Source organism: Agromyces sp. P2_B3 (assembly GCF_056404815.1).
Genome location: NZ_JBFUDH010000002.1, coordinates 572,320 through 598,337, shown reverse-complemented (window position 1 = coordinate 598,337; position 26,018 = coordinate 572,320). Strand labels below are relative to the sequence as shown.

Sequence of the window (26,018 nt, the reverse complement as noted above, 5' to 3'; positions counted from 1 at the left end):
GGGTTGGGCCGGCGCGACGGGTGGGGCCGCCGCTGCGGCCACGGCCGGCGCCACGGGCTGGTCGGGGGCCGCCAGCACGGCTGGCGCCACGGAGACGGCCGGCGCCACGGGCTCGGCGGGCGCGGGCTCGGCGGGTGCCATGGGCTCGGCGTGCGCCATGGGACCAGCTGGGACAGCGGGTGTATCCCGCTCGGCTGCGACCGGGGCCGTGATGACGCCGTCCCCGAGCACGGGCCACGGGTCTCCCCCGGCGACCCGTGGGAGTCCGCGTCGAAGCGCACCGTCGGTCGGGGATGCCACGGCGGCGACCGAGGGCAGCGGTGCCGTCGACGTCGCCGCCACCGGCTCGCCTGCGGGCGCCGCGTTGCGTGCGGGCTGCGGAGCGGCCGCGGCATCCGTCACCTCGGTGTTGCCTGCCCTGGCCGACTCGCCGGCCACAGGCCACGGCCCTCCACCCGCCACCCGCGGAAGTCCGCTGCGAAGCCGACCGGATGCCGATGTCGCGACCGATCCGGAAGCGAGCGGCGCCGCCGCGACCGATGCAGACCCCCCAGGCGCCGACACGACCGGCCCCGACGCGACGGGCGCCGACCCGACCGGCGCCGACGCGATCGCTGCCGACGCAGCGGCCGAGGGCGCGTGCGTCGACGAGCGGACGGGTTCGCCCGGCGCCTCGTGGACTGGAGGCCACGCGTCACCGCCGCGCTGGCGAGGCAGTCCCCTGCGCAGGTTCCGCGTGTCGGCGACCACCGGTCACCGCTTCCGCTCGGCGAGCGCGCTGATCAGCTGCGGGACCACCGTGAAGACGTCGCCGACGACGCCGAAGTCGGCGACCTCGAAGATCGGCGCGTCGGGGTCCTTGTTCACGGCGACGATGTTCTTGGCCGTCTGCATGCCGGCGCGGTGCTGGATCGCACCCGAGATGCCGAGGGCGACATACAACTGCGGCGACACCGACACCCCGGTCTGCCCGACCTGGTGCGCCGCCGGGATGTAGCCCGCATCGACCGCGGCCCGTGAGGCGCCGACCGCAGCCCCGAGCGCATCGGCGAGCTCGTCGACGAGTGCGAACTGCTCGGCCGAGCCGAGGCCCCGACCACCGGAGACCACCCGCTTCGCTCCGCGCAGCTCGGGTCGGCTCGACGTCTCGGCGGCGGGCTCGAACGACTCGATGGTCGCGGATGCCGCGCCCGACGGCGCCGCGTCGAGCGGCTCGAGCACCACGGGACGTGCCTCCGCCCGCGCATCGACGGCACCCTGCCGCACGGTCACCACGAGCGGACCGAACGTCGCCGCGGAGACGACGTCGTAGGCACCGCCGTACACGGAGTGGTGGGCGAGGATGCCCTCGGCGTCGCGCGAGACACCGACGACGTCGACGGCGATCGGAGCGCCCGTGCGGGCGGCGAAGCGGGCGGCGATGTCACGCCCGCCGACCGAGTTCGAGATGAGCACGGCCTCGGGCGTGACGGCGGCGGCGGCCGCGGCGAGCGCGTCGACGTGCGGGATCGTCAGCTCGTTCGCGAGTGCGCCGGTCTCGACGACGAGGACCCGGTCCGCGCCGGCGGCAGCCGCCTGCTCGGCGAGCTCCTGCGGCCGACCCGGCGCGGCGACGATGAGCGCGACAGGCACGCCGATACGGGAGGCGGCCCCGAGGAGGCCTGCCGCGCTCGTCGCGAGGTCGCCGTTCGGAGTGGTCTCGAGCAGCACCAGGATCGGGGCTGGGGGGTGGTCGGTCACGATCGTCCTCTCAGACCAGTCGGTTCTCGATGAGGAACTCGGCGATCCTGATGCCGCCGTCGCCGTCATCGGTGATCTTGACGCCCGCCGAACGCGGGGGCTTCTCGGCGATGGCGGTCATGATCGACATCGCCACCGAGAGGTCGTGCGGTTCGATGCCGAGGTCCGCGGCACCCAGCGTCTCGAACGGCTTCTTCTTCGCGGCCATGATGCCCTTGAAGTTGGGGAAGCGCGCATCGGGAAGCGCCTCGGTGATCGAGATGACGGCGGGAAGCCCGGCGCGCACGCGCATGGTGCCGCCATCCACGTCGCGCGTTCCCGCCACCGAGTCGGCCGCGATCTCGACCGACGAGAGGGCGGTCGCGTTCGGGACGCCGAGCAGCTCCGCCAGCATGGCGGGGATGACGCCGCCACTGCCATCGGTCGACACGTTGCCCGCGATGACGAGGTCGAAGCCGGTGCGTCGGATCGCCGCGGCGAGCGTGCGCGCGGTCAGGCCGAGGTCTGCACCCGCCAGGCCGGGGTCGCTGATGTGCACGGCCGAAGCCGCTCCCATCGCCAGCCCCTTGCGGATCGTCGGCACCGCACGCTCGGCGGCCATCGACATGACGACGACCTCGACGTCGTCGTGCGAGTCGGCGTAGGCGAGTGCCACTTCGAGCGCGCGCTCGCTGATCTCGTCGAGCACGGCTTCGCTCGCGGCGCGATCGGCGAGCCCCGTCTCGAGGTCGAGCCTGCGCTCGCCGTACGTGTCGGGAACCTCCTTCACGAGGACGACGATCCTCATCGGGCTCGGCTCCGATGCGTGCTCATGAGCATGACCATCCGCGCCTCTCTGCGACCGTGCCTCGTGGGCTCACAGTTAGTGTGCACTAACTGAATTCGATGCTAGTGTCCGCTCACCGCAATGGCAAGCAGGGCTCGACGGACTCAGCGGCCGAGGGCCAGCGCGGCGGCGAGGCGTGCGATGCCGAACTCGAACGCCCGGTCGACGTCGCCGCCCAGCCGGAACGCGCCCGCGAGTTCCATGCTGACGAAGCCGTTGGCCCAGGCCGTGATGGTGCGCGCCGCATCGAGCCGATGCTCGTCGCCGGCCAGGTCGCCCGCGACGCGGAGCACCGCCCCGCTCGCCTCGGCGAGCGCGGTGTCGGTGAGCCGGAGCTCGGCACCGGGGCCGAAGATGAGGCGGTAGCCGGCCGGGCGCTCGTGGGCGAACGCGCGCACGGCTCTGGCGAGCCGAGCCAGCTCGGCACCCGGATCGGTGTCATGCGCCGGATCGGGCTCATTCTCCGGCTCCGCCGCGTCGTCGAGTCGCTCGCGCAGCTCTCCGAGCGTCGCCTCGGCGATGCGCGCGACGAGGTCGTCGCGGTTGCGGATGCGCTTGTAGAGGGACGGAGCGCGGACGCCCACTCGCTCGGCGACCGCCTGCATGGTCAGGCCGTCGAGGCCGTCGGACTCGAGCAGCGCTCGACCGGCGTCGACGATCGCCTCGAGCGAGGTCCGGTCGGGTGTGGGCACGGCGACTCCGATCGTCTTTAGCTATTGACCGTAGCCATCATAGCTATGTAGCATAGCCATCGTCCACCCCTGAACATGAGATCGGATCCCGCGATGCAACTGGCACCCTCACTCCACCGCATCGGCAACGACGTCGTCGCCGTGTACCTCGTCGACACCCCCCAGGGCGTCACCGTCATCGACGCCGGCCTCGCCGGTCAGTGGAAGGAGTTCACGGCCGAGCTCGCCGCTATGGGCCGATCGGTCGACGACGTCCGCGGCGTCGTGCTCACGCACGGCGACAGCGACCACATCGGCTTCGCCGAGCGACTCCGGCGCGATCACGGCGTGCCCGTCTTCGTGCACGAGGCCGACGCGGCACGCGCGCGCGGCGAGGTCTCCACCAAGCCCGAGTGGGGCCACATGAAGATCGGCGCCACCGTGGGCTTCCTGTGGTACGCGCTCCGCAAGAACGGCATGCGCACCACGCCGCTCGCCGAGGTGGTCGCCGTGCACGACGGCGACGTGCTCGACCTTCCCGGTGCACCCCGCGTGATCGGCATGCCCGGGCACTCCCCCGGCAGCATCGCCATCCACGTCCCCGTCGTCGACGCCGTGTTCGTCGGCGACGCGCTCACCACCCGGCACGTGCTCACCGGCGAACGGGGTCCGCAGCCGGCGCCCTTCACCGACGATCCCCACGAGGCGATCGAATCGCTCCAGCGCCTCGTCGGGCTGGGCACGACCTGGGTCCTGCCCGGTCACGGCACGCCCTGGAACGGCGGGATCGACGAGGCCGTGCGCGAGGTCACGCAGGCGGCCGCGGCATCCGGTTCCTGAACCCGATCACATGCGGAAGAGGCCGAACCGGGGCTCGGGCAGCGGCGTGCGACTCGCGAGCTCGAGCGCCATGGCCAGCACGGTGCGGGTGTCGGCGGGATCGATGATGCCGTCGTCCCAGAGCCGCGCCGTCGAGTGGTAGGGGCTCCCCTGCTGCTCGTACTGCTCGCGGATTGGCGCCCGGAACGCCTGCTCCGCAGCATCCGGCCACTCCTCGCCCTTCACCGCGAGCTGGTCGCGCTTCACGGTCGCGAGCACGGATGCCGCCTGCTCGCCTCCCATCACCGAGATGCGGGCGTTCGGCCACATGAAGAGGAAGCGCGGCGAGTAGGCGCGCCCGCACATGGAGTAGTTGCCGGCGCCGAACGACCCGCCGATGACGACCGTGAGCTTCGGAACGCGGGTCGTGGCCACGGCGGTGACCATCTTCGCGCCGTGCTTGGCGATGCCGCCGGCCTCGGCGTCGCGGCCGACCATGAACCCCGAGATGTTCTGGAGGAACACGAGCGGGATGCCGCGCTGGTCGCACAGCTCGATGAAGTGGGCGCCCTTCATGGCCGACTCGCTGAAGAGCACGCCGTTGTTCGCGACGATGCCCACCGGGTGTCCGTCGAGGTGTGCGAAGCCCGTGACGAGCGTGTCGCCGTAGTCGGGCTTGAACTCGCTGAACTCGCTGTCGTCGACGAGCCGGGCGATGACCTCGTGCACGTCGTACGGCTGCTGCACGTCGACCGGCACGGCAGCCGTGAGGTCGGCAGGATCGACGGCGGGCGGCCGCGACTCGCGGACCGTCCAGGCCCGCGCGGGCGGAGCGGGCAGCGTCGCCACCATGTCGCGGACGAGCTCGAGGGCGTGCTCGTCGTCGTCGGCGAGGTGATCGGTGACCCCCGAGATGCGGGAGTGCAGCTCGCCGCCGCCGAGCTCCTCGGGCGTGACGACCTCGCCGATGGCCGCCTTCACGAGCGGCGGCCCGCCCAGGAAGATCGTGCCCTGGTCGCGCACGATGACGCTCTCGTCGCTCATGGCGGGCACGTAGGCGCCGCCGGCCGTGCACGAGCCCAGCACGGCCGCGAGCTGCGGGATGCGCTGCGACGACAGTTGCGCCTGGTTGTAGAAGATGCGGCCGAAGTGGTCGCGGTCGGGGAACACCTCGTCCTGCTTCGGGAGGAACGCGCCGCCCGAGTCCACGAGGTAGACGCACGGGAGGCGGTGCTGCTCGGCGACCTCCTGCGCACGGAGATGCTTCTTCACCGTCATCGGGTAGTACGTGCCGCCCTTGACCGTCGCGTCGTTGCAGACGACCACCACCGGTCGGCCCTGCACGAGCCCGACGCCCGTGATGATGCCCGCACCCGGCGAATCGCCGCCGTACATGCCGTCGGCCGCGAGCGGTGAGAGCTCGAGGAACGGGCTCCCCTCGTCGAGCAGCCGGTCGACGCGGTCGCGCGGCAGCAGCTTGCCCCGGGCGACGTGCCGCTCACGGGAGGACTCGGGCCCGCCGAGCGCCGCGGTGGCGAGCTTCTCGCGGAGTTCGCGAACGAGCTCGGCGTGCGCCTCGGCGTTGCGGCGCGCCGTGTCGCTCGAGGGGTCGATGCCCGTCGTGAGGGTCGTCATCCGCGCCGCCTGTCTTCGTCGACCGCGCGCCTCTTGTGCGGAGCACGGAATTTCGGTTAGTGTGCACTAACTCGATTCCCGATGTTAGCGAGCACCCACCGACATGGCAAGCACCCTCGACGAGGCCGGCACCGGCGCAGCGACGGCCCGCACGGCCGACGCCGACGCCGCGGTTGAGGCCGATGCGCCGGCCGACGTCTCCAGGGCCGCACCGTCCGACGGTGCCCCCGACGCCATGCCGCTGACCGAGCGCAGTCGCCAGAAGGCCGACCGTCGCGCCGCGATCCTCGGGGCCGCCGCCACGCTCTTCGCCGAACGCGGATACGCGGGCGTCACCATCGAAGACCTCGGCGCGGCGGTCGGCGTGAGCGGACCGGCCGTGTACCGGCACTTCCCCGGCAAGGCCGCCGTGCTCGCGGCGATCCTGCAGGGCGCCAGCCGGTCACTGCTCGACGGCGCCGAGCGGGTCCTCGCCTCCGCCGACGAGCCCCGCGACGCACTGCGCGCCCTCATCCGCTTCCACGTCGACTTCGCCCTCGGCGAGGCCGACGTCATCGTCGTGCAGGACCGCGAGCTCGGGCAGCTCGACCGCGGCGCACGCCACGAGGTGCGTTCGCTGCAGCGACGCTACGTCGAGCACTGGGTCGACACCCTCTCCCGACTCCGGCCCGATCGGGCCGAGGCGGAGCTCAGGTTCCGGGCACACGCCGCCTTCGGACTCCTGAACTCCACTCCGCACAGCGCCCGCATCCCCGGGCGCCGACCGGCCGATGGCACCATCCGCGGCATCCTGGAGGAGATGACATGGGCGAGCCTCATGTCGTGACCCTGCGCGCGACCCGCGACGGGGATCTCGATGCACTCTTCGCGTTCGAGCAGGACGAGGCGGCGGTGCGCATGGCCGCCTTCACCGCGCCCGACCCGAGCGACCGCGCGACGTTCGACGCCCACTGGCGGCGACTCCTCGCCGATCCCTCGGTCGACGCCCGCACGGTCCGGGCCGACGGCGAAATCGTGGGCAGCATCGCGCGCTGGTACGAGGACGGGGCCGCTGAGATCACCACCTGGATCGACCCGGCCCAATGGAATCGCCACATCGCGACGCGGGCGATGCGCCTCTTCCTCGACACGCTGGGCGAACGACCCGTGCGGGCTCGCGTTGCCGCCGACAACGCGGCATCCATCGCCGTGCTCGAGAAGCTCGGGTTCGAGCAGGTCGGCACGGCGGTGAGCTACGCCAACGCGCGCGGCACCGAGATCGAGGAGCGGATCTACCGCCTCGGCTGAGCCCGCCGCCGCTACAGTGGCGGCGTGAGCGACTACGAGGTGCTGGAGATGGGCGGACTCGACGAGTGGCGCGGCCACTACGGCGGATTCCGGCCCGAGAGTTCGCGCGACGGCCGACGCGTGATCGACCACGACCTGACCATGCAGTACATCGGCATGACGGCCAACGCGCTCGAGCCGGGCGAGGAGGCGGGCTACTGGCACATGCACGCGCGCATCGAGGAGGTCTACGTCTTCCTCGACGGGCGTGGGCAGATGGGTCTCGACGACGACGTCGTCGACGTCGGCGCCGGCACGGTCGTGCGGGTCGGACAGGGGGTGTGGCGCACCTGGCGGTGCGCGCCCGAGAGCGCCGAGCAGCTGCGCTGGCTGTGCATCCGCGCCGGCGGCTCCGAGCTGCCGCACTTCCCCGACGACAGCACCCGCGACACCGAGCGCCCCGCGCCCTGGTAGCGGCGCCGCCCCCCGCGCGCCCCGCCACCTGGGAGCAGCGCCGTCGCAGCGGCGGGCTCAGACGGGCTTCGCGCCCTGCTCGTCGGCGAGTTCGCGGATGCGTCGCGCGAGCGCCACGTCGCGGCTCGTCACGCCGCCCACGTCGTGCGAGCTGAGCTCGAACGAGATGCGCCCCCACCCGAGGTGCACGTCGGGGTGGTGGTCCGCGGCATCCGCCTCGAGCGCGACCGCGTCGAGCAGGCGCACCGCGCTCGCGAAGTCGGCGGTGCGGAACGCCCCGACGAGGTGGTCTTCGTGGGTGAACCCCGACCCGTCGAGTTCGGAGCCGGTCTCGGCCGGCGAGAGGATGACGCGCGGATCATGCATGCGCCCATCCTCCCGCCGATGCGGTGATCACGCCATCGTGAGGGCGAGACCCGGTTCGCGCAGGATGGCGCCGATGTCCGCGAGGAACCTCGACCCCTGCTCGCCGTCGACGAGCCGGTGGTCGAACGACAGCGAGAGCGTCATGACCTCGCGCAGGGCGATCTCGCCGCGGTGCTCCCACGGCTGGCGTCGCACGGCGCCCATGGCGAGGATCGCGGCCTCCCCCGGGTTCAGGATCGGCGTGCCGGCATCGATCCCGAAGACGCCGATGTTCGTGATCGACAGGGTGCCACCGCTCAGGTCGGCGGGCTGCGTGCGCCCGGCACGTGCGGTCTCGGCGAGCGCGGCGATCGCGTCGGCGAGCTCGATGAGGGTCATCCGCTCGGCGCGCTTGACGTTGGGCACCACGAGGCCCCGCCCGGTCGCCGCCGCGATGCCGAGGTTCACGCCGCCGAAGCGCACGATCTCCTGGGCGTCCTCGTCCCAGCGGGAGTTCACCTCGGGGGTGCGACGGGCGGCGATGCACACGGCCTTCGCCACCACCGTGAGCGGCGTCACCTTGTGCCCCGCGAAGGCGCGGTCGTCACGGATGCCGCGGAGGAGCTCCATCGTGGCCGTCACGTCGATCGTGAGGAACTCGGTCACGTGCGGCGCGGTGAAGGCACTGCGCACCATGGCGGCGGCGGTGTGCTTGCGCACGCCCTTGATCGGGATGCGGGTCTCCTCGAGGCCTGTCCCGTCGCCACCTGCCGGCCCGCTCGCGGCGACGACGTCGGGGGCGTGCGCCGGGGCGGTGGCGCCGGATGCCGCTGCCTCGACGTCGCCGCGGGTGATGAGCCCGCGCTCCCCCGTGCCGCTGACGGTGGCGAGGTCGATGCCGAGGTCCCGCGCGAGCTTGCGAACGGGCGGGGTCGACCGCGGGCGCTCGGGCGCGCCGGTGGACAGGTGGGACGGCGTCGTCGTGGCGGGCTCCCGACCCCCGGCCGCCGGCGCGGCGTCGAGGTCGGTGATGGTGCCGCCCGATGCCGGCGGCTCGGGCACCAGGTCGGCGGCGAGGCTCGCGCGGCGGGCACGCCGCTTTGGGCCGCCCTCGTCACGGGCGCCGTAGCCCACGAGGTTCGGACCGGGTGCGGCGTCGCGCTCGGGCTCCGCCGCGGCGGAAGCGGGCGCGACGTCGTCGGTCCGGGCGGCGGCCGGGGCCTCGGCGGACGCGGACGCGGGGCTCGAGGCCGCGGCATCCGTCGCCGCACCGTCGCCGGTGTCGCAGGAGAAGAGCGGTGCGCCGACGTTCACGGTCTCGCCCTCGGCCGCGTGCAACGCGGTGATGACGCCGGCGTAGGGCGACGGCAGCTCGACGACCGCCTTCGCCGTCTCGACGTCGGCGATGATCTGGTTCAGCTCGACCCGGTCGCCGACCGCGACCCGCCAGGCGACGATCTCGGACTCGGTGAGGCCCTCGCCGAGGTCGGGCAACGGGAACTCCCGGATCATGGCGCTCACGCCTCCACCCCGCTCAGCGAGTTCGGGCGGCCGAGCACGCGGTCGACCCCGTCGAGGATGCGGTCGAGGTCGGGCAGGTGATGCCGTTCGAGCTTCGCGGGCGGGTACGGGATGTCGTGGCCCGTGACGCGCACGGGTGCGGCCTCGAGGAACTCGAAGCACCGCTCGGTGACGCTCGCGGCGAGCTCGGCGCCGACGCCCCCTTGCTGTCCGGCCTCGTGCGTGATGACGAGGCGGCCCGTGCGACGCACCGACGCCTCGACGGTCGCGTAGTCGACGGGAGCGAGCGAGCGCAGGTCGATGACCTCGATCGAGACGCCGTCCTCGGCCGCGGCGATGGCGGCGTCTCGGGCCGTCTGCACGAGCGCGCCGTACGTCACGAGCGTCACGTCGGTGCCGGATGCCACGACCGAGGCGACCCCCATGGGCTTCGCGTCGGCCAGGCTCGCCGTCTCGTCGACCTCGCCCTTCACGTGATAGCGGCGCTTCGGCTCGAAGAAGAGCACCGGGTCGTCGCTCGCGATGGCCTGCTGGATCATCACGTACGCGTCGGCGGGGTTCGAGCACGCCACGACGCGGAGGCCGGCCGTGTGCGCGAAGTACGCCTCGGGCGACTCGGAGTGGTGCTCGGCCGCGCCGATGCCGCCGCCGAACGGCACCCGGATCGTGATCGGCATCCGCACGTTGCCGCGCGACCGGTAGTGCAGCTTCGCGACCTGGGCGACGATCTGGTCGAAGCCCGGGTAGATGAACCCGTCGAACTGGATCTCGACGACGGGCCGGAAGCCGCGATAGGCCAGGCCCACGGCGGTGCCCATGATGCCCGCCTCCGACAGCGGGGTGTCGACCACGCGATTCGCGCCGAACTCCGCCTTCAGTCCGTCGGTGATGCGGAAGACCCCGCCGAGTGTGCCGATGTCCTCGCCCATGAGCACGACCTTGTCGTCGGCGGCGAGGGCGCGCCGGAGGCCGGCGTTGAGGGCCTTCCCGAGGGTGAGCGTGGTCATCGGGCGCCTCCTGCAGCTCCGGATGCCGCGGCATCCGTCTCGTCGAACATGGCGAGGTAGCGCGCGTAGTGCTCGCGCTGGCGCGCGAGGTGCGTGTTGGGCTCCGCGTAGACGTGGTCGAACACCGTCATCGGCTCGGGGTCGGGGATCGTCGTGACGGCGGCGCGGAGCTCGGCGGCGGCGCGCCCGGCCTCGTCGGCGATGTCGCGCTGGAGGCCGTCGGTGTCGACGCCGAGGGTGCCGAGGAGGGCGAGCAGACGGGTGAGCGGGTCGCGAGCACCCCATTCGGCGAGCTCGTCGTCGGTGCGATAGCGCTTGGGGTCATCGGCCGTGGTGTGCGGGCCGAGCCGGTAGGTCACGGCCTCGATGAAGGTGGGGCCGCCGCCACGTCGGGCGCGGTCGAGCGCGATGCGGGTCGCGGCGAGCACCGCGAGCACGTCGTTGCCGTCGACGCGGATGCCCGGCATGCCGAACCCGTCGGCGCGACGGGCGAGCGGCTGCTTGGACTGCAGGCCCACGGGCTCCGAGATCGCCCATTGGTTGTTCTGGCAGAAGAACACGACCGGCGCGTCGAAGCTCGCCGCGAAGACGAGGGCCTCGTTCACGTCGCCCTCGCTCGTCGCGCCGTCGCCGAAGTACGCGACGCTCGCGGCATCCGTGCCCTCCCAGGCCGCGCCCATCGCCCAGCCGGTGGCGTGCAGCGCCTGGGCACCGATGATGATCTGGGGCACGGCCATGCCGTGCTCGTACGGGTTCCACCCGGAGGAGGCGGAGCCGCGCCACACGGTGAGCAGCTCGGCCGGTCCGACGCCGCGGCACCAGGCCACGGCGTGCTCGCGGTAGCTCGTGAACACGAAGTCGTCGTCACGCAGGGCGCGGGCCGAGCCGATCTGCGCGGCCTCCTGCCCGGCGAGCGGCGGCCAGAGTCCCAGCTCGCCCTGGCGCTGCAGGGCCGTCGCCTCGGCGTCGAGCCGGCGCACGATGGCCATGTCCCGGTAGAGGCGGCCGAGGGCGGCGGCGTCGACGTCGGCGACCCAGGGGTCGTGCTCGGCGTCGGCACGGCGCTCGCCGGTGGGGGTGATGAGCTGCACGAAATGGTCGGGCTTGGTGAGGAGCCCGGTGGCGTCTCGGTCGGATGGGGTCATCGTCGATCCTCGCGTTCGGCGGGCCCGCCTCGTGAGCGACCCGCGCCCGGCGACTCTGCCGGATACCGTGAGCGTACGTCGATCTTGCACTCAGCTCAAGTATGCGCGGACGCGTTGAGCATGTTGCCAAGTTGCATCCCGAGTTCCGGTGCTATCGTGTGGCGATATGAACGGCTACGACGCGGTCGACCGTGCCCTGCTCATCGCACTGGCTGCCGACCCCCGGGCGACCGTCGTCGCGCTCGCCGACCGGCTCGCGCTGTCGCGCAACACCGTGCAGGCGCGGATGTCGCGGCTCGAGGCATCCGGTGCCTTCCTGTCGTTCGAACGCAGCATCGACCCGGCCCCCCTCGGCTTCCCGCTCGAGGCGTTCGTGTCGGTGCACGTGCGCCAGAAGCAGCTCGCCGACGTGGTGGCCGAGATCGCCGGCATCCCCGAGGTGATCCAGGCGCACGGCCTGTCGGGCTCGGTCGACCTGCTCGTGCGCGTGGTCTGCCGCGACGCGCACGACCTGTTCCGGATCGACGGCGAGATCCTCGCGATCGAGGGCGTCGAGCGCACCGAGACGTCGCTCGCGATGGGCGAGCTCATCCCGTTCAGATTGGCGCCACTCCTCGAGCGCTGAGTTGCAAACAGATTTATGCAAAGAAAACCTTGCAACTGTTTCTTTGCAGCGCTATCTTTGCAACATGAGCAAGGACCCCGACGACCTTCAGTCACAGCCGAGCAGCCTCCGTCATCCCGGCGTCGATCACCTCATCACGACCGACAGCCTGAAGTCGCTCGCGCACCCGTTGCGCGTGCGCATCTACGACGAGCTCTCGGCGTACGGCCCGCTGACCGCGAGCGGGCTGGGCGAACGTCTCGGCGAATCGAGCGGGTCCACGAGCTACCACCTCCGCCAGCTCGAGCGCACCGGCCTCGTCCGTGAGGACACGACGCGCGGGAAAGGCAGGGAACGATGGTGGGAGCGCACGCCCGGTTCCATCGCGATCCCCGACGCCCGGTCGCTGCCGCCGGGCAGCGCCGAGCGTCTCGCGGTCCGGCTCGTCGAGGACGAGTGGCTCCGGACCCGAGACCAGAACTTCCACGAGTTCGTCTCCGAGGGCGACGCCGTCTTCGGCGACGAGTGGCTCGACATCGCGACGAGCGACACCATCAATCTGCGTCTCACGCCCGAACAACTCAGCGCACTCGTCGCCGACATCGACGCCGTGCTCATGCGCTACATCGACGCGTACAAGCGCACCCCGACGCCGGGCTCCCGCCCGGTGCAGATCCAGATCAACGCCTTCCCGCTCGTGCGCGGGGAGCCGACCGAAGACTCCTCGAAGGGATGACGATGAACACCGCACTCCTCTCCCCCAACACCGGCCTGGTGGCCGAGTGGGCCGTGCGCAGCGGTCTCAGCCTCGCCAGCTGGGGCATGCAGCGAGCCGCCCGCCGCAACGACCGCGACCGCCTGTTGCGTCGGCTCGAAGCCCGGGCCGCCGCCGAAGCGGCGCTCGCCGAACGCGACGCGACGTTCCGGTCGTCGACCTACGGCCTGCTGTAGGCACGACCGCACGAAAGCGAAGCGGAGACGACGGATGCCCCGCCCGAACGAATCGGGCGGGGCATCCGTCTGTGCAGCGACGACCTACGCGTCGACGTCGGCACCCTCTGCGGGTGCGTCGGTGTGCGCGCCGGTCGCGTCGCGACCGTCGGTGTCGGCGTCCTCGGCCAGCACCGGGGCGAGCGAGAGCTTGCCGCGGTCGTCGATCTTCGTGATCTCGACGAGGATCTTCTGGCCGACGCCGAGCACGTCCTCGACGTTCTCGACGCGCTTGCCACCGGCGAGCTTGCGCACCTCGGAGATGTGCAGCAGGCCGTCCTTGCCGGGCAGCAGCGAGATGAACGCGCCGAAGGCGGCGATCTTCACGACCGTGCCCAGGAACTGCTCGCCGACCTCGGGGTTGGTCGGGTTGGCGATCGCGTTGACCTGGGCGCGGGCGGCCTCGGCCGAGGGGCCGTCGGTCGCGCCGATGTAGACGGTGCCGTCTTCCTCGATGGAGATGTCGGCGCCGGTCTCGTCCTGGATCGCGTTGATCGTCTTGCCCTTCGGGCCGATCAGCTCACCGATCTTGTCGACGGGGATCTGGACCGAGATCACGCGGGGCGCGGTCGGGGCCATCTCGTCGGGGCCGTCGATCGCCGCGTTGAGCACGGCGAGGATGGTCGTGCGCGCATCCTTCGCCTGCGTCAGCGCGCCGGCGAGCACCGACGCGGGGATGCCGTCGAGCTTCGTGTCGAGCTGGATCGCCGTGACGAACTCCGACGTGCCGGCGACCTTGAAGTCCATGTCGCCGAGCGCGTCCTCGGCACCGAGGATGTCGGTGAGCGCCGCGTAGCGGGTCTCACCGTTCACCGTGTCGGAGATGAGGCCCATCGCGATGCCCGCGACGGGTGCACGCAGCGGCACGCCCGCGTTCAGCAGCGAGAGCGTCGACGCGCAGACGGAGCCCATCGACGTCGAGCCGTTGGAGCCGAGCGCCTCGGACACCTGGCGGATGGCGTAGGGGAACTCCTCGCGCGTGGGCAGCACCGGCACGAGGGCGCGCTCGGCGAGTGCGCCGTGCCCGATCTCGCGACGCTTCGGCGACCCGACCCGGCCGGTCTCACCGGTCGAGTAGGGCGGGAAGTTGTAGTTGTGCATGTAGCGCTTCTTGGTGACCGGGCTCAGCGAGTCGATCTGCTGCTCGAGCTTCAGCATGTTCAGCGTGGTGACGCCCAGGATCTGGGTCTCACCGCGCTGGAAGATGGCCGAGCCGTGCACGCGGGGCACGACCTGCACCTCGGCGTCGAGCGGCCGGATGTCGGCGAGGCCGCGACCGTCGATGCGCACGCCCTCCTCGAGGACGCGCGAGCGCACCACGAGCTTCGTGACCGACTTGTAGGCGGCGGAGACCTCGGCGTTGGCCGACTCGGGCAGCTCGCCGCTCTCGACCTTGGCCGCGATCTCGGCCTTGACCCGCGACTTCAGCGCGTCGTCGGCGTCCTGGCGCTCGGTCTTGCCGGCGATCTGGTAGATGCCCTTGAGCTCCTCGTAGGCGGAGGCGGCCACGGCGTCGTACGTCGACTGCTGGTACGGCGGGAACGTCGGGTAGTCGGCGGTGGGCTTGGCGGCGGTCTTCGCGACCGACTGCTGCGCCTCGACGAGCTGCTTGATGAACGGCTTCGACGCCTCGATGCCCTGCGCGATGACGGTCTCGTCGGGCTTGACCCCGCCGGCCTTGATGAGGTTCCACGCGTTGTCGGTGGCCTCGGCCTCGATCATCATGATCGCGACATCCTGCGAGCCGTCGGCCTCGGTGACCACGCGACCGGCGACGACCATGCTGAACACGGCCTCCTCGATCTGCGAGTACTTCGGGAACGCGACCCACTGGCCGTCGATGAGGGCGACGCGCACGCCGCCGACCGGGCCCGAGAAGGGCAGGCCGGAGAGCTGCGTGGAGAGCGACGCGGCGTTGATCGCGAGCACGTCGTAGTACTCGTCGGGCTCGATGGCGAGCACCGTGACGACGACCTGCACCTCGTTGCGGAGGCCCTCGACGAACGAGGGGCGCAGGGGGCGGTCGATGAGGCGGCAGGTGAGGATCGCCTCGGTCGAGGGGCGGCCCTCGCGACGGAAGAACGAGCCGGGGATGCGGCCGGCGGCGTACATGCGCTCTTCGACGTCGATCGTGAGCGGGAAGAAGTCGAAGTGCTCCTTCGGCTGCTTGGAGACCGAGGTCGCCGAGAGCAGCATGGTCTCCTCGTCGATGTAGGCGACGGCAGAGCCCTGGGCCTGCTGGGCGAGACGGCCGGTCTCGAAGCGGATGGTGCGGGTGCCGAACCTGCCATTGTCGATGACGGCTTCGGCGAACGTGATCTCAGGACCTTCCAAGAGGTCTTCTCCTTTGTTTTACGTCGCTCCCCGTGTGGGCGCGACTCATACTCAGGAGCAGGAACAGGCATTACGAAACGCATCAGCCGATGCGCTCACGCTGGCCACCAGTAGAAGTCCACCACCCGCCGCCTGCGCTCCGCGCGACGCCGTTGGTGATCCACCACAGGGGACCAGCTTCCTGCCGGCCTGCTCCAGTGTGCTCGGCAGCCCATCGGGCCGCCGGTTCCAGCCTAGCAGAGCGGGGCTTTTCGGCCGATCGGCGGCGGATGTCGCGCGCTCGCGCCGCGACCCGGCGCGGTCGCGCGCGTCGTCGGCCCGCGGCATCCGTGCCAGACTCGAAGGCATGACGTCCGACGAGCAGAGCACCCCCGGCCCCTCAGAGGAGACGAAGCGCAAGTTCCGCGAGGCCCTCGACCGCAAGAACAAGGCCTCGAAGCAGCGTGAGGGCGAGTCGCACCTCGACGGCGGCGGCGGCGCCCAGCACACCCAGGGACCGGCCGACCACAAGCGCGAGTTCCGCCGCAAGTCGGGCTGATCCCCCGGCGCGCGCCGATGCGACGGACGGTCAGCGGCTGCCCATCTCCGGCGCCGTCGACACCGGCAGGAGCACCGGCCGCTTCGGATCGCGGCCGTCGCCCGCGGCGCGCCCTCGCAGCCGCCTGATCAGCCAGGGCGCCGCATGCCGGGCGAGCCACTCGGCATCGCCCACCGGCCTGGCGACCGCCCCGTCGTCGTCGTGGACGGCGCGCTCGAGCGCGCCGAGCTCCGTCGCATCGGGAACCCCGAGCACGTGCGCAGCGGCGTACGCGAGCGCACGGTGCCCGCTGGAGTCGAGGTGCACGCGATCGGCCGCCCAACTGCGGCGGTGCACCACTTCGCCACACGATCGCGCGTCGAGCAGCATCGCGCCGTGCTCGTCGGCGATCACGCGAAGGCGGCCGGCGAAGTCCGCGAACCGCGCCTCGAAGAGCCGCGACGCCGGTCGCATCGGCATGAACGGCGTCACCAGCAGCACGTCGGCGCCGCTCGCCCGCACGGCGCCCACCGCGTCGGAGAGCCCCGCGGCGAGGCCCGCGACATCCGGCCGGACCCCGACCAGGTCGTTCGCGCCGATGAGCACGCTCACGAGATCCGCCCCCTGGGCGACCGCGAGCGGGAGTTGGACGTCGATCGCGTCCGCCACCTTCCGGCTGCGCACGGCGACGTTCGCGTAGGCCACGGGGTCGGCCGTGGGGCTCGCCAGTGCCAGGAGCAGGGCGAGCCGATCGGCCCACCCGCGGAACTCCCCGGCCGCCATGCGGGAGTCGTCGCAGAGCCCCTCGGTGAGCGAATCGCCGACCGCGACGTACCGTCGCCACGGCGGCGCGGCCGGGGACGCATCGGATGCCGCCGCCGCCCTCGCGCCCTCGAGCAGTCCCGGGCGCGATCGCGCGGTCGTCGCGGAACCCGCCGCACGCAGTCGGCTCGGAGCATCCGTCGCTCGCCCGCGTCGGCTCGTCGTGGCGGTGCCACGGGCCGTGGACGGGGTGCCCGCCACGCCGCCGTGCGCCGCGATCACCTGCTCGTAGTGATCGATGAGCTCGTCGCCGAGCACGTCCCAGCCCCGGCCCTGCACGGCCTGGCGGGCGCGGAGGCCGAAGGCGCGCCGCTTCGCATCGTCGCCCACGAGGTCGCGCACGCGCTCGCGGAACTCGACGAGGTCGCCGGGTCGGTAGAGCCAGCCGTCGACGCTCGACCGCACGAGGTCGAGCGGTCCGCCCCGTCCCGTGGCGACCACGGGCACGCCGCTCGCGAGCGACTCCTGGATGGTCTGGCAGAAGGTCTCGCTCTCGCCGGGATGCACGAACACGTCGAGGCTGGCCATGGCCACGGCGAGCGCGTCGCCCCCGAGGAAGCCCGTGAATCGGGCGTTCGGCAGCATGCGCTCGAGCGTAGGCCGCGAGGGGCCGTCGCCGATCACGACGAGTCGGGTGTTCGGCAGATCCGCGATGGCCCGCAGGTCCTCGACCTGCTTCTCGGGTGCGAGGCGACCGACGTAGCCGACGACGACATCACCTGCGGGCGCGACGTGGCGCCGCCATTCCGCGTCGCGTCGGGCGGGCGTGAACCTGGCCGTGTCGACGCCGCGACGCCAGATCCGCACCTGGTCGTCGGGCACGCCCGCAGCCGCAAGCCGTTCGACGGCGGAGCTCGAGGGCGCGAGGGTGACGGTGGCGCGACGGTGCAGGCGACCCAGGTGGCGGGTGAGCGCGGGGGCGGCGCCCGGGATCCCGTACCGCTCGGCGTACGACGGGATGTCGGTCTGGTAGACCGCCACCGACGGCACGCCGAGCGGCTCGGCGGCCGCGAGCCCCCGCCAGCCCAGCACGAACGGCGATGCGAGGTGCATGACGTCGACCTCGTGCTCGCGGAGCACCGCCGACAGCCGATGGACGCTCGCGAGCGTGACGCGCACGTCGGGATAGCTCGGCAGGGGCATGGAGGGAAGCAGCACCGCGTGGGCGCCGAACAGCGACTGGTCGATCGGGCCCGACCGTGGGGCGACGACCACCGACTCGTGGCCACGACGCTCGAGGTGGCGCAGCACCTGCAGGAGGGAGTGCGTCACGCCGTTCATGTGCGGGAGGAACGATTCCGCGAGGAGTGCGACCTTCACGACTCCAAGCGTGGGGGCACCCGGCGTTCCCGCGGCACCGGAACCGCCCTCCGAACCGAGGATTCATCGTCTGGTCGGATGCCGTTCGCCGACGCGTCGCCACGGAGTCGGCTCGCGGCATCCGACCGTCAACCCCTCGTGCCGGCCGGACGAACGGAGGAGCATTGGCGTTGAAGCACGCCCGACCGTTCGAGGAGGAACGCCATGTCATCAGTCGCCCGGGTCACCACCATCACCGTCCGCTCGGAGACGAGCTTCGAGGACGCCGTCGCGACCGGTGTCGCCCGCGCCGCGCAGACGCTCCGCAACGTGAGCGGCGCGTGGGTCAAGGAGCAGAAGGTCGAGGCGGCCGAGGGGAAGATCACGGCATGGTCCGTGACCCTCGAGGTCAGCTTCGTGCTCGACGACTGACCCGCTCGTCCGACGACCCCGACCCGACGCGCGAGCGTCGACCCACGTTCATCCGGGCGGGATAGAACGGGCGGGTGGACGACGCCTGGATCACCGACCTCGCGGCGTCCGCGTGGCTCGTTCCCGCGCTGTTCGCCCTCGTGGTGGGCGACGCCTTCCTCGTCGTGCTGCCGAGCGAGACCGCGGTGGTCGCGCTCGGCGCCCTCTGGGCGGTCACCGGCGCTCCACCGTTGGCCGGCGTGCTCGTCGCCGCCGCGGCCGGGGCTGTCGTCGGCGACGGGCTCTGCTACGTCATCGGACGGCGCGTGGGCCTCGACCGCTGGCGGTGGCAGCGCGGGGGACGCATCGGCCGTTCGATCGCACGCGTGCAGGCGACCGTGCACCGCCGCACGGCCGTGCTCGTCTTCACGGCCCGCTACGTGCCGTTCGCGCGGATCGCGGTGAACCTCGCCGCCGGCGCGGGACGCGTGCCGCTGCGTCGCTACCTGCCCCTGTCGTTCGCGGCCCGACGGCGGTCCGGGACGCGACGAGCACGATGGTGAGACGACGGATGCCGCGGCGCAACCTGGTCGCGTCGCGGCATCCGTCAGCCGTGGCCCTGCGTCACTCCCCCGCAAGCCCGCCGATGAGGTGCCCCGTGGGCCGTTCGAGTGCGAACGGGTCGTTCAGGAGGTCGGAGCGATCGGTGCGCTCGACCAGGTCGGCGAACTCCCTCGCTCCACGGAAGATGCGGTCGGGCAGCGAGCGCACGCCGTCGCCGCCGTCGCCCCAGTCGCTCGTGGCCGCGTACACCCCGGTGGTCACCGGCACCGCGTGCAGGTAGGTGAACAGCGGACGGATCGCGTAGTCGATCGCGAGCGAGTGCCGCGGGGTCCCGCCGGTCGCGCCGATCAGCACCGGCAGGTCGGTGAGCGCCTGCGGGTCGACGACGTCGATGAACGACTTGAACAGGCCGGCGTAGCTCGTGGTGAAGATCGGCGTGACGGCGATCAGGCCGTCGGCGGACGCGACCGCCTCCAGTGCCGCCTCGAGCTTCGGCGGGGCGAACCCCAGCAACAGGTGGTTGGTGATGTCGTGGGCGAGGTCACGCAGCTCGAAGGTCTGCACCTCGACCTCGACGCCGCGCTCCTGCAGGAGGCCGGCGGCATCCGCCGCGAGCCGGTCTGCCAGCTGCCGGGTCGAGCTCGGCGTCGAGAGGCCCGACGAGATGACGACGATGCGCTTGGTGGTCATCGGGAGCTCCTATCGGGTTGCGGCGGGGCCGAAGGCCGAGCCGGTCTTGACGGTTGCGGGCGCGGCCGGCACGGCCTCCGCGTCCTGGTAGGGCGAGGGCCCTGCGAGGTTGTCACCGCGATTGGCGTTGGGGGTCGCCTGACGAGGCGCCTGGTCGCCGTACTTCGCCGCGACGAGCGAGGCGTGGGTCGGGGCATTCGGAACCTCGGCCGGGCGGTTCTTCGCGAACTCGCGGCGCAGCACGGGCACGACCTCCTCGCCGAGCAGGTCGAGCTGCTCGAGCACGGTCTTCAGCGGGAGGCCGGCGTGGTCGAGGAGCCAGAGCTGGCGCTGGTAGTCGCCGACGTAGTCGCGGAACCCGAGTGTGCGGTCGATGACCTCCTGCGGGCTGCCCACGGTGAGCGGCGTCTGCTGGGTGAAGTCCTCGAGGCTCGGGCCGTGGCCGTAGACCGGGGCGTTGTCGAAGTAGGGGCGGAAGTCCCTCACCGCGTCCTGCGAGTTCTTGCGCATGAAGACCTGGCCGCCGAGCCCGACGATCGCCTGCGCGGCGGTGCCGTGGCCGTGGTGCTCGAAGCGCTGGCGGTAGAGGGCGATCATGCGCTGGGTGTGGGACGCCGGCCAGAAGATGTGGTTCGCGAAGAAGCCGTCGCCGTACGACGCGGCCTGCTCGGCGACCTCGGGGGTGCGAATGGAACCGTGCCAGACGAACGGGGGCACGCCGTCGAGGGGTCGGGGCGTCGAGGTGAAGCCCTGCAGCGGGGTGCGGAACTTGCCCTGCCAGTCGACGACGTCCTCGCGCCAGAGGCGGTGGAGCAGCTCGTAGTTCTCCATGGCGAGGGGCAGGCCCTGGCGGATGTCCTTGCCGAACCACGGGTAGACGGGGCCGGTGTTGCCGCGGCCGAGCATCACGTCGGCACGGCCGCTCGACACGTGCTGGAGCATCGCGAAGTCCTCGGCGATCTTCACCGGGTCATTCGTGGTGATGAGGGTCGTCGCGGTCGAGAGCTGCAGGGTGGAGGTCTGTCCGGCGATGTACGCGAGGGTCGTGGTGGGCGACGACGACCAGAACGGCGGGTTGTGGTGCTCGCCCAGCGCGAAGACGTCGAGCCCGACCTCCTCGGCGTGCTTGGCGATGGTCAGCGTGGCCTGGATGCGCTCGGCCTCGGTCGGGGTTCGACCGGTCGTCGGGTCCTGTGTGATGTCGCTGACGGTGAAGATTCCGAACTGCATCTCGCCCTCCTGGGCTCCTCGTCTTACTTCATGCGTTTGCATGCAATGGATGGAACGGATGTCCTCCGCCGACTATTCCCGCGTTCGTGAGGCGAGTGCCAGCACCGCGTCGGCGGCCTCGGCGAGCTCGACGCCGTAGGCCCTGCCGTGGCCCGCGGCGTGCACGGCGAGCGGATGCAACTGGTGCAACGGCACCCGGTCGCGCCAGCCGGGGCGCAGCGGCCGGGCGCGATCGTAGGCCTCGAGCACGTCGGCGAGGAACGGACAGCCGAACAGCGCGAGCATCGCGAGGTCCGTCTCGCGGTGGCCTCCGTGCGCAGCGGGGTCGATCAGCACCACGCCCTCGGGCGACCACAGCACGTTGCCGTTCCAGAGGTCGCCGTGGATGCGGGCCGGAGGCTCGTCGTCGTCGAACGCCCCCGTCGCGATGAGTTCCGCCACCCGGCGCACGAGTGCGGCCTCCGACGCCGTGACGTTGCCCGCCTGCACGGCGACCTCGAGGTACGGGAGGACCCGGTCGCGTGCGTAGAAGCGGCCCCAGGTGGGCTCCAGGGCCTCGGGCAGCGGGCGGCGACCGATGAAGAGCGGGCCCCGCCACGGCTCGGGCCCGACGCCGAAGGCCCGCGCCCCGGCGGCGTGCGTCCTCGCGAGCGACGCGCCGAACTCCGCCGCCGCAGACGCCGTCGGCCGGGTCTCGGGGATCCGCTCGAGCTCGATCCGCCCCGGGGAGACGGACACCACCGCGGCGGTGCGCACGCCGCCCGCCGACGCCAGCCACGCGAGCCCGGCGGCCTCCGCCTCGAAGAAGCCCTCGGGGGCATCCGGTCGCCGCTTCACCACCGTCTCCACCCGACCAGTGTGGCGCATCCGCCCGCTCACGCGGCGGCGCATGGTTCACCGGCACGACGAGGCGGAGGTGCCGATCGGCACCTCCGCCCGTGGATCACGCCGACTCAGTCGAGGGAGTCGTGCGAGTGCCCACCGTCGCTGCCGACCGTGCCCTCGGGTCCGACCGGAGCCGGGAGGGTGAAGTTGCCCGGCACGCGCTTGCCCACGACGCCGTTCACCGACTCCGTCGAGTACGCGTACGTGAGAACGGCCGTCGCGATCGCGTCGGTGTTCACGTCGAGTGCCTCGAGCGAGAGGTTCTCGATGTCGTCGCACGCGAGGTGGTAGCACTGGTCGTACTGCTCACCGGCGACGCCGCCCCAGATCGCCTGCTGCTCCTCGGTCTTCGGCACCTCCGCGCCCGTGAACAGACCGCCGGCGGGGACGCCGTTCTGGATGAACGCCTGGTAGTCGCTGCGGCCGCTGAACTCCGCGTCGTCGTACGGAATGCCCATCTTCGTGAAGTAGCTCTCGAAGAGGTCCTCGATCTGCACCGAGCCCTCGGGCACGACCACCGGGGCCGGGAAGCCCGACTCGTCGCCGTCGTACACCATGTAGATGAAGTTGGGCGATGCGATCATGTCGAAGTTGAGGTACAGCGCGATGTCGTCGATCCCGCCCGACTCGACCTGGTCGGCCACGTAGGCGGTCGAGCCGAGCAACCCGCTCTCCTCGGCGCCCCACCACGCGAAGCGCACGGTGTTCTCGGGCTTCAGCTTGGACATCTGCTGGGCCACCTCGAGCAGCGCAGCCGAGCCGCTGCCGTCGTCGTTGATGCCGGGACCCGCCTGCACGGAGTCGAGGTGCGCGCCCGCCATGACGACGTTGTCGTCGTTCTTGCCGGGGAGCTCCGCGATCACGTTGACCTGCGGACGGAACTCGGGCGAGTCGACCACGATGTGCGCGGTCGATCCGGCCTGCGCAAGCGCTGCGCCGTCGGCATAGCTCGCCCCGACGACGGGGATGTTCAGCGGCGTCTGGTTGATGCCGAACAGCGTGCCGGTGACGAGGCCCGAGCGGAGCTCGGTGTTGCCCTGGTTGAAGATGATCACGGCCTCGGCGCCGGCCGTCTGCGCGTTCGTGGCCTTGACGCCGAACTCGCAGGTGCCGCGCTGAATGAGCGCGATGTCGTTCGGGCCGCTGAAGTCCAGTGACGCGAAGTCGGAGGCCTCGCATCCGCTGGTGACGGGATCGCGAGGGAGCGCGGTCACGATGTCGACCGGGATCACGTTGCCGGTGACCTCCCCGTAGCCGGTGCCCGTGAAGACGCCCGAGTCGTACTCGACCGGCCCGGGCGGGGTCGGCGTCAGCTGCTCGAGCAGTGGCGGCGGCACATAGGTGAAGTCGAACTCGTCGAGCTCCACGTTCCACCCGGCTGCGGTGAGGGTGTCGACCACGTACTCGACGCTCTCGGTGTAGCCCTGGGTGCCGGCCGCGCGGGTGCCGCCGTTGGCGTCCGCGATGGCCTGGAAGGCCGCTTCGTGCTCGAGGACGCCGTCGACGGTGACGCATCCGAGGAGCTTGTCGTACGTGTTGTTCGTGCGCTGGTCGCAGCCCTGCGACGCGGGCGCCGCCATGGCCATCCCGGCCGGCACGAGCACGAGCCCGGCGGCGGTCGCGGTCGCGATCGCCAACGTCCTGGCGCGTCTGGAAAGTGTGGCAGATGGGTACATCGTCTTCCCTTCCGTATGGGTGGCATCGGTCGACACCCATTTGGGGGCAGAGCCTATGCGGTGGCTATGTGCGTGGGGAAGCCCCAAGGGCGACATCCGCGACCACCACGCACGAATCGTGCGCCACCGCGGCGTCTCGTGGCTAGACTCGCCGGTGATGGGCACCATCTCGGTCATCATTCCGAGCCTGAACGACGCGGGCTTCCTCTCGGCGTGCCTCGACGCACTCGCGCACCAGGTGCGCCCCGCCGACGAGGTCATCGTCGTCGACAACGGCTCCACGGATGCCACGGCCGAAGTGGCGCGGGCCGCGGGCGCGCGCGTGGTCACCCAGCCGGTGCGCGGCATCTGGCCGGCGACCGCGGCGGGCTTCGACGCGGCATCCGGCGACCTCCTCGCGCGCTTGGACGCCGACAGCATCCCGGGCCCGGGGTGGCTCGCCGAGGTCGAGCGGCGGATGTCGCTCCCAGACCTTCCGACCGTGGTGACCGGCACCGGCGTGTTCTACGGCGGCACCGGCCCCCGACGGTGGATCGCGAGGAACCTCTACATCGGCGGCTACTTCGTCGTGGTCGGCGCCCTGCTCGGACATCCGCCGGTCTACGGGTCGAACTACGCGATGCGGTCGAGTGCGTGGCTCGAGCTCCGTGACCTCGTGCACCGCGACCGGGCCGACGTGCACGACGACCTCGACCTCGCGTGGTGGCTGCGGCCCGGCATGACCGTCGTGCACGACCGGGACCTTCTCGTGGGCGTGTCGGCGCGGCCGTTCGACAGCCTCCCCGAGATCTCGCGGCGGGTGCGCATGGCCTTCCACACGCTTGGCGTCGAATGGCGGGCGTGGCCGCCGCTCCGGCGGCGGATCGAGCGCCGTCGCGACCGGCCGGTCACCTCGCGCACCGCAACGGGAACGGTGCTCGCCGAGGTCGCCGACGTGAACCCCGAGGGCGACGCGCCGCTGGCCGCGTGAGACGCGGGTCGTGCGGCGTTCGAGCCGGGCGGCGCCCGTGCGGCGCGGCGCCCCTACGGCGTGACGCCGGCCTCCTCGAAGAGCGCCGTCATGTCGCGCACGAGCTGGTGCGGTGCCGTCTCGCACGGGCTGTGCCCCGTGAGGTAGACCGCGAAGCGCGCACCGATCGACCGCGCGAAGCGCTCGTGGAGCTCCCGCGGCCACAGGTCGTGCTCGCCGACCGCGACGAGCTTCGGCACCGGCGAGGCGGCGAGCTGCACGCGCAGGTCGGGCGTGCGCATCATGAGCGCGATGATGTCGTCGACGCTCTCCCGCCGGGTCAGCGCGAAGCGCTCGCGCACGAACGCGAGGCGTTGCGGCGGCACCCGGTTGAGGTTGTTCCGGATGCCCCAGAGCATGAGCGCCGCGCCCTGGCGGGGTGTGGTGACGGCGCTGATGGGTCCGATGCGCTTGACGCCGCGGAACGCCTGCCCGGGCTCGGGCGGCGCACTCAGCAGCGTGAGGCTCGCGAACCGGTCGGGCCGGGCGAGCAGCGCCAGCTCGGCGAGGGTCGCCGCGAAGCTGTAGCCGAGCACGTGGGCGCGGCCCGCGCCGTCGTCGAGCACGGCGAGGAGGTCGTCGAGGAACAGGCGCTCGTCGTACCGGGTGCGCGGCGGCTGGAGGTTCCATGGCCCAGCCGCCCATGACTCGTACTGCCCGGCCAGGTCGTACGACTCGACCCGGTATCCCGCCGCGGCGAACTGCGGCATCATCAGCACGAAGTCCTCCTTCGAACCGGTGGCGCCCGGCACGAGCACGACGCGAGGCCCGTCGACCGGTCCGAGCGCGACGCGCGCGAGGGTACCGCTCGGCGCCGCGAAGCTCGTGACCTCGGTGCCGGGCGGGAAGGCGCGCCAGTCGAGGTCGGGGATCGCCGCATCGCGGGCGCGCGCAGCGGCCGCGGCATCCGTCGTGTCCGACGCGACGTCGGGCGACGGGCCGCGCCGTCGGAACGATCCCAGCACTCCTCCGAATGCGACCACGTGATCACGATAGCGTCGTCGTGGCTCCGCGCGCGTGCGCATGCGCGAGCGCCGCCGACGCCGCGGCATCCGGCACCCAGGTCGCCCACAGCGAACACCGGCCGGGTGCCCAGCGACCCGACGTAGGGTGGACGGATGGCTACCGTGGCGCTGACCATCGACAACTTCGAGCGGACGATCCTCGAAGGCGGCACCGTCTTCGTCGACTTCTGGGCCGGCTGGTGCGGCCCCTGCATGCAGTTCGCCCCCAACTACGAGGCGGCCTCCGAGGCGAATCCCGACTTCACCTTCGCGAAGGTCGACACCGAGGACCAGCAGCAGCTCGCCGCCGCCATGAACATCACGTCGATCCCCACGATCATGGCGTTCAAGGACGGCATCGGCGTGTTCGCCCAGGCGGGCGCCCTGCCCCGTCCCATGCTCGACGACCTGATCTCGCAGGTGCGCGCCCTCGACATGGACGCGGTGCGGGCCGAGCTCGCGCAGCAGGAGACCGAGCAGGCCATGACTTCGTCGCAGACCGAGCGCTGATCGGCGCCTGCGTCGACGGATGCC

27 protein-coding genes and 1 pseudogene are annotated in these 26,018 nt (G+C 71.9%); 12 read left to right on the top strand and 16 right to left on the bottom strand.

Going from position 1 to position 26,018, the window contains the following annotated elements; genetic code table 11:
• The 4 genes and pseudogenes from AC1DZA_RS05635 to AC1DZA_RS05620 all read right to left on the bottom strand — a co-directional run.
• Nucleotides 1-438: pseudogene (locus tag AC1DZA_RS05635) on the bottom strand (hypothetical protein); the annotation flags it as partial.
• Nucleotides 439-753: 315 nt separating this feature from the next.
• Nucleotides 754-1,740, bottom strand: a complete 987-nt coding sequence (locus tag AC1DZA_RS05630) for an electron transfer flavoprotein subunit alpha/FixB family protein (protein ID WP_476763788.1) — start codon at nucleotides 1,738-1,740, stop codon at nucleotides 754-756.
• A 10-nt stretch (nucleotides 1,741-1,750) separates the two neighbouring features.
• Nucleotides 1,751-2,527, bottom strand: a complete 777-nt coding sequence (locus tag AC1DZA_RS05625; RefSeq protein ID WP_476772003.1) for an electron transfer flavoprotein subunit beta/FixA family protein — start codon at nucleotides 2,525-2,527, stop codon at nucleotides 1,751-1,753.
• Between the two features lie 143 nt (nucleotides 2,528-2,670).
• Complete coding sequence (locus tag AC1DZA_RS05620) at nucleotides 2,671-3,258, bottom strand: TetR/AcrR family transcriptional regulator (protein WP_476772002.1); 588 nt, start codon at nucleotides 3,256-3,258, stop codon at nucleotides 2,671-2,673.
• Nucleotides 3,259-3,351: 93 nt separating this feature from the next.
• On the opposite strand from AC1DZA_RS05620, the gene AC1DZA_RS05615 reads away from it, so the two are divergent.
• Nucleotides 3,352-4,077 (top strand): MBL fold metallo-hydrolase, encoded by a 726-nt coding sequence (locus AC1DZA_RS05615; RefSeq protein WP_476772001.1) that lies wholly within the window; start codon nucleotides 3,352-3,354, stop codon nucleotides 4,075-4,077.
• 6 nt (nucleotides 4,078-4,083) lie between these two features.
• On the opposite strand, the gene AC1DZA_RS05610 is transcribed toward AC1DZA_RS05615, so the two are convergent.
• Nucleotides 4,084-5,691, bottom strand: a complete 1,608-nt coding sequence (locus AC1DZA_RS05610) for a carboxyl transferase domain-containing protein (RefSeq protein WP_476763031.1) — start codon at nucleotides 5,689-5,691, stop codon at nucleotides 4,084-4,086.
• Nucleotides 5,692-5,926: 235 nt separating this feature from the next.
• Here AC1DZA_RS05610 and AC1DZA_RS05605 point away from each other — a divergent pair, with 235 nt between their 5' ends.
• From AC1DZA_RS05605 to AC1DZA_RS05595, 3 genes are read left to right on the top strand one after another with little or no spacing between them, the layout of a single operon-like run.
• Complete coding sequence (locus AC1DZA_RS05605) at nucleotides 5,927-6,517, top strand: TetR/AcrR family transcriptional regulator (RefSeq protein WP_476763036.1); 591 nt, start codon at nucleotides 5,927-5,929, stop codon at nucleotides 6,515-6,517.
• A complete protein-coding gene (locus tag AC1DZA_RS05600) occupies nucleotides 6,496-6,978 on the top strand; it encodes a GNAT family N-acetyltransferase (RefSeq protein WP_476763032.1) in 483 nt (160 codons plus the stop codon). The genes AC1DZA_RS05605 and AC1DZA_RS05600 overlap by 22 nt, the downstream gene beginning before the upstream one ends.
• Nucleotides 6,979-7,002: 24 nt before the next feature.
• A complete protein-coding gene (locus AC1DZA_RS05595) occupies nucleotides 7,003-7,431 on the top strand; it encodes a cupin domain-containing protein (RefSeq protein ID WP_476772000.1) in 429 nt (142 codons plus the stop codon).
• Between the two features lie 57 nt (nucleotides 7,432-7,488).
• Here AC1DZA_RS05595 and AC1DZA_RS05590 read toward each other — a convergent pair whose 3' ends face one another.
• The 4 genes from AC1DZA_RS05590 to pdhA are packed head-to-tail and all read right to left on the bottom strand — an operon-like array spanning nucleotide 7,489 to nucleotide 11,449.
• Entirely contained in the window at nucleotides 7,489-7,797 is a 309-nt protein-coding gene (locus AC1DZA_RS05590; protein WP_476763034.1) for a 4a-hydroxytetrahydrobiopterin dehydratase, read from the bottom strand.
• 27 nt (nucleotides 7,798-7,824) lie between these two features.
• Nucleotides 7,825-9,288 (bottom strand): dihydrolipoamide acetyltransferase family protein, encoded by a 1,464-nt coding sequence (locus AC1DZA_RS05585; protein ID WP_476772015.1) that lies wholly within the window; start codon nucleotides 9,286-9,288, stop codon nucleotides 7,825-7,827.
• Nucleotides 9,289-9,293: 5 nt separating this feature from the next.
• Complete coding sequence (locus AC1DZA_RS05580) at nucleotides 9,294-10,304, bottom strand: alpha-ketoacid dehydrogenase subunit beta (protein WP_476763591.1); 1,011 nt, start codon at nucleotides 10,302-10,304, stop codon at nucleotides 9,294-9,296.
• Nucleotides 10,301-11,449, bottom strand: a complete 1,149-nt coding sequence (gene pdhA / locus AC1DZA_RS05575; RefSeq protein WP_476763590.1) for a pyruvate dehydrogenase (acetyl-transferring) E1 component subunit alpha — start codon at nucleotides 11,447-11,449, stop codon at nucleotides 10,301-10,303. The genes AC1DZA_RS05580 and pdhA overlap by 4 nt, the downstream gene beginning before the upstream one ends.
• Nucleotides 11,450-11,615: 166 nt before the next feature.
• On the opposite strand from pdhA, the gene AC1DZA_RS05570 reads away from it, so the two are divergent.
• The 3 genes from AC1DZA_RS05570 (at nucleotide 11,616) to AC1DZA_RS05560 (ending at nucleotide 13,004) form a co-directional block, all read left to right on the top strand.
• Nucleotides 11,616-12,074 carry an Lrp/AsnC family transcriptional regulator gene (locus tag AC1DZA_RS05570; protein WP_476771999.1) on the top strand — a complete coding sequence of 153 codons (459 nt, stop codon included), beginning with the start codon at nucleotides 11,616-11,618 and terminating at the stop codon, nucleotides 12,072-12,074.
• A gap of 64 nt (nucleotides 12,075-12,138) precedes the next feature.
• Nucleotides 12,139-12,789, top strand: a complete 651-nt coding sequence (locus AC1DZA_RS05565) for an ArsR/SmtB family transcription factor (protein WP_476771998.1) — start codon at nucleotides 12,139-12,141, stop codon at nucleotides 12,787-12,789.
• A gap of 2 nt (nucleotides 12,790-12,791) precedes the next feature.
• Entirely contained in the window at nucleotides 12,792-13,004 is a 213-nt protein-coding gene (locus AC1DZA_RS05560) for a hypothetical protein (RefSeq protein ID WP_476771997.1), read from the top strand.
• Between the two features lie 84 nt (nucleotides 13,005-13,088).
• On the opposite strand, the gene AC1DZA_RS05555 is transcribed toward AC1DZA_RS05560, so the two are convergent.
• Nucleotides 13,089-15,377: a polyribonucleotide nucleotidyltransferase gene (locus tag AC1DZA_RS05555; RefSeq protein ID WP_476771996.1), complete on the bottom strand. Its 2,289-nt coding sequence runs from the start codon at nucleotides 15,375-15,377 to the stop codon at nucleotides 13,089-13,091.
• Between the two features lie 346 nt (nucleotides 15,378-15,723).
• On the opposite strand from AC1DZA_RS05555, the gene AC1DZA_RS05550 reads away from it, so the two are divergent.
• Complete coding sequence (locus AC1DZA_RS05550) at nucleotides 15,724-15,915, top strand: DUF5302 domain-containing protein (protein WP_159606259.1); 192 nt, start codon at nucleotides 15,724-15,726, stop codon at nucleotides 15,913-15,915.
• A 30-nt stretch (nucleotides 15,916-15,945) separates the two neighbouring features.
• Here AC1DZA_RS05550 and AC1DZA_RS05545 read toward each other — a convergent pair whose 3' ends face one another.
• Nucleotides 15,946-18,036 (bottom strand): glycosyltransferase, encoded by a 2,091-nt coding sequence (locus AC1DZA_RS05545; protein ID WP_476771995.1) that lies wholly within the window; start codon nucleotides 18,034-18,036, stop codon nucleotides 15,946-15,948.
• Nucleotides 18,037-18,240: 204 nt separating this feature from the next.
• Here AC1DZA_RS05545 and AC1DZA_RS05540 point away from each other — a divergent pair, with 204 nt between their 5' ends.
• On the top strand, nucleotides 18,241-18,447 hold the full coding sequence (locus tag AC1DZA_RS05540; protein WP_476771994.1) for a dodecin family protein: 207 nt from the start codon (nucleotides 18,241-18,243) through the stop codon (nucleotides 18,445-18,447).
• A 74-nt stretch (nucleotides 18,448-18,521) separates the two neighbouring features.
• Nucleotides 18,522-18,989 (top strand): DedA family protein, encoded by a 468-nt coding sequence (locus AC1DZA_RS05535; protein WP_476771993.1) that lies wholly within the window; start codon nucleotides 18,522-18,524, stop codon nucleotides 18,987-18,989.
• 61 nt (nucleotides 18,990-19,050) lie between these two features.
• Here the strand turns inward: AC1DZA_RS05535 and AC1DZA_RS05530 are convergent, their stop codons facing one another.
• The 4 genes from AC1DZA_RS05530 to AC1DZA_RS05515 form a co-directional block, all read right to left on the bottom strand.
• Complete coding sequence (locus AC1DZA_RS05530) at nucleotides 19,051-19,680, bottom strand: FMN reductase (RefSeq protein ID WP_476761944.1); 630 nt, start codon at nucleotides 19,678-19,680, stop codon at nucleotides 19,051-19,053.
• 9 nt (nucleotides 19,681-19,689) lie between these two features.
• The gene (locus AC1DZA_RS05525; RefSeq protein WP_476771992.1) at nucleotides 19,690-20,910 is read right to left on the bottom strand and encodes an LLM class flavin-dependent oxidoreductase; all 1,221 of its coding nucleotides are present in this window, start codon (nucleotides 20,908-20,910) and stop codon (nucleotides 19,690-19,692) included.
• A gap of 72 nt (nucleotides 20,911-20,982) precedes the next feature.
• Complete coding sequence (locus AC1DZA_RS05520) at nucleotides 20,983-21,777, bottom strand: fructosamine kinase family protein (RefSeq protein WP_476771991.1); 795 nt, start codon at nucleotides 21,775-21,777, stop codon at nucleotides 20,983-20,985.
• Between the two features lie 86 nt (nucleotides 21,778-21,863).
• The gene (locus tag AC1DZA_RS05515; RefSeq protein ID WP_476771990.1) at nucleotides 21,864-23,432 is read right to left on the bottom strand and encodes a M28 family metallopeptidase; all 1,569 of its coding nucleotides are present in this window, start codon (nucleotides 23,430-23,432) and stop codon (nucleotides 21,864-21,866) included.
• A 196-nt stretch (nucleotides 23,433-23,628) separates the two neighbouring features.
• Here AC1DZA_RS05515 and AC1DZA_RS05510 point away from each other — a divergent pair, with 196 nt between their 5' ends.
• Nucleotides 23,629-24,441 carry a glycosyltransferase family 2 protein gene (locus tag AC1DZA_RS05510; RefSeq protein ID WP_476771989.1) on the top strand — a complete coding sequence of 271 codons (813 nt, stop codon included), beginning with the start codon at nucleotides 23,629-23,631 and terminating at the stop codon, nucleotides 24,439-24,441.
• 53 nt (nucleotides 24,442-24,494) lie between these two features.
• Here the strand turns inward: AC1DZA_RS05510 and AC1DZA_RS05505 are convergent, their stop codons facing one another.
• On the bottom strand, nucleotides 24,495-25,463 hold the full coding sequence (locus AC1DZA_RS05505; RefSeq protein ID WP_476771988.1) for an alpha/beta fold hydrolase: 969 nt from the start codon (nucleotides 25,461-25,463) through the stop codon (nucleotides 24,495-24,497).
• Nucleotides 25,464-25,598: 135 nt separating this feature from the next.
• Here AC1DZA_RS05505 and AC1DZA_RS05500 point away from each other — a divergent pair, with 135 nt between their 5' ends.
• A complete protein-coding gene (locus tag AC1DZA_RS05500; protein WP_159607261.1) occupies nucleotides 25,599-25,994 on the top strand; it encodes a thioredoxin family protein in 396 nt (131 codons plus the stop codon).
• The last annotated feature ends 24 nt before the right edge of the window (nucleotides 25,995-26,018 follow it).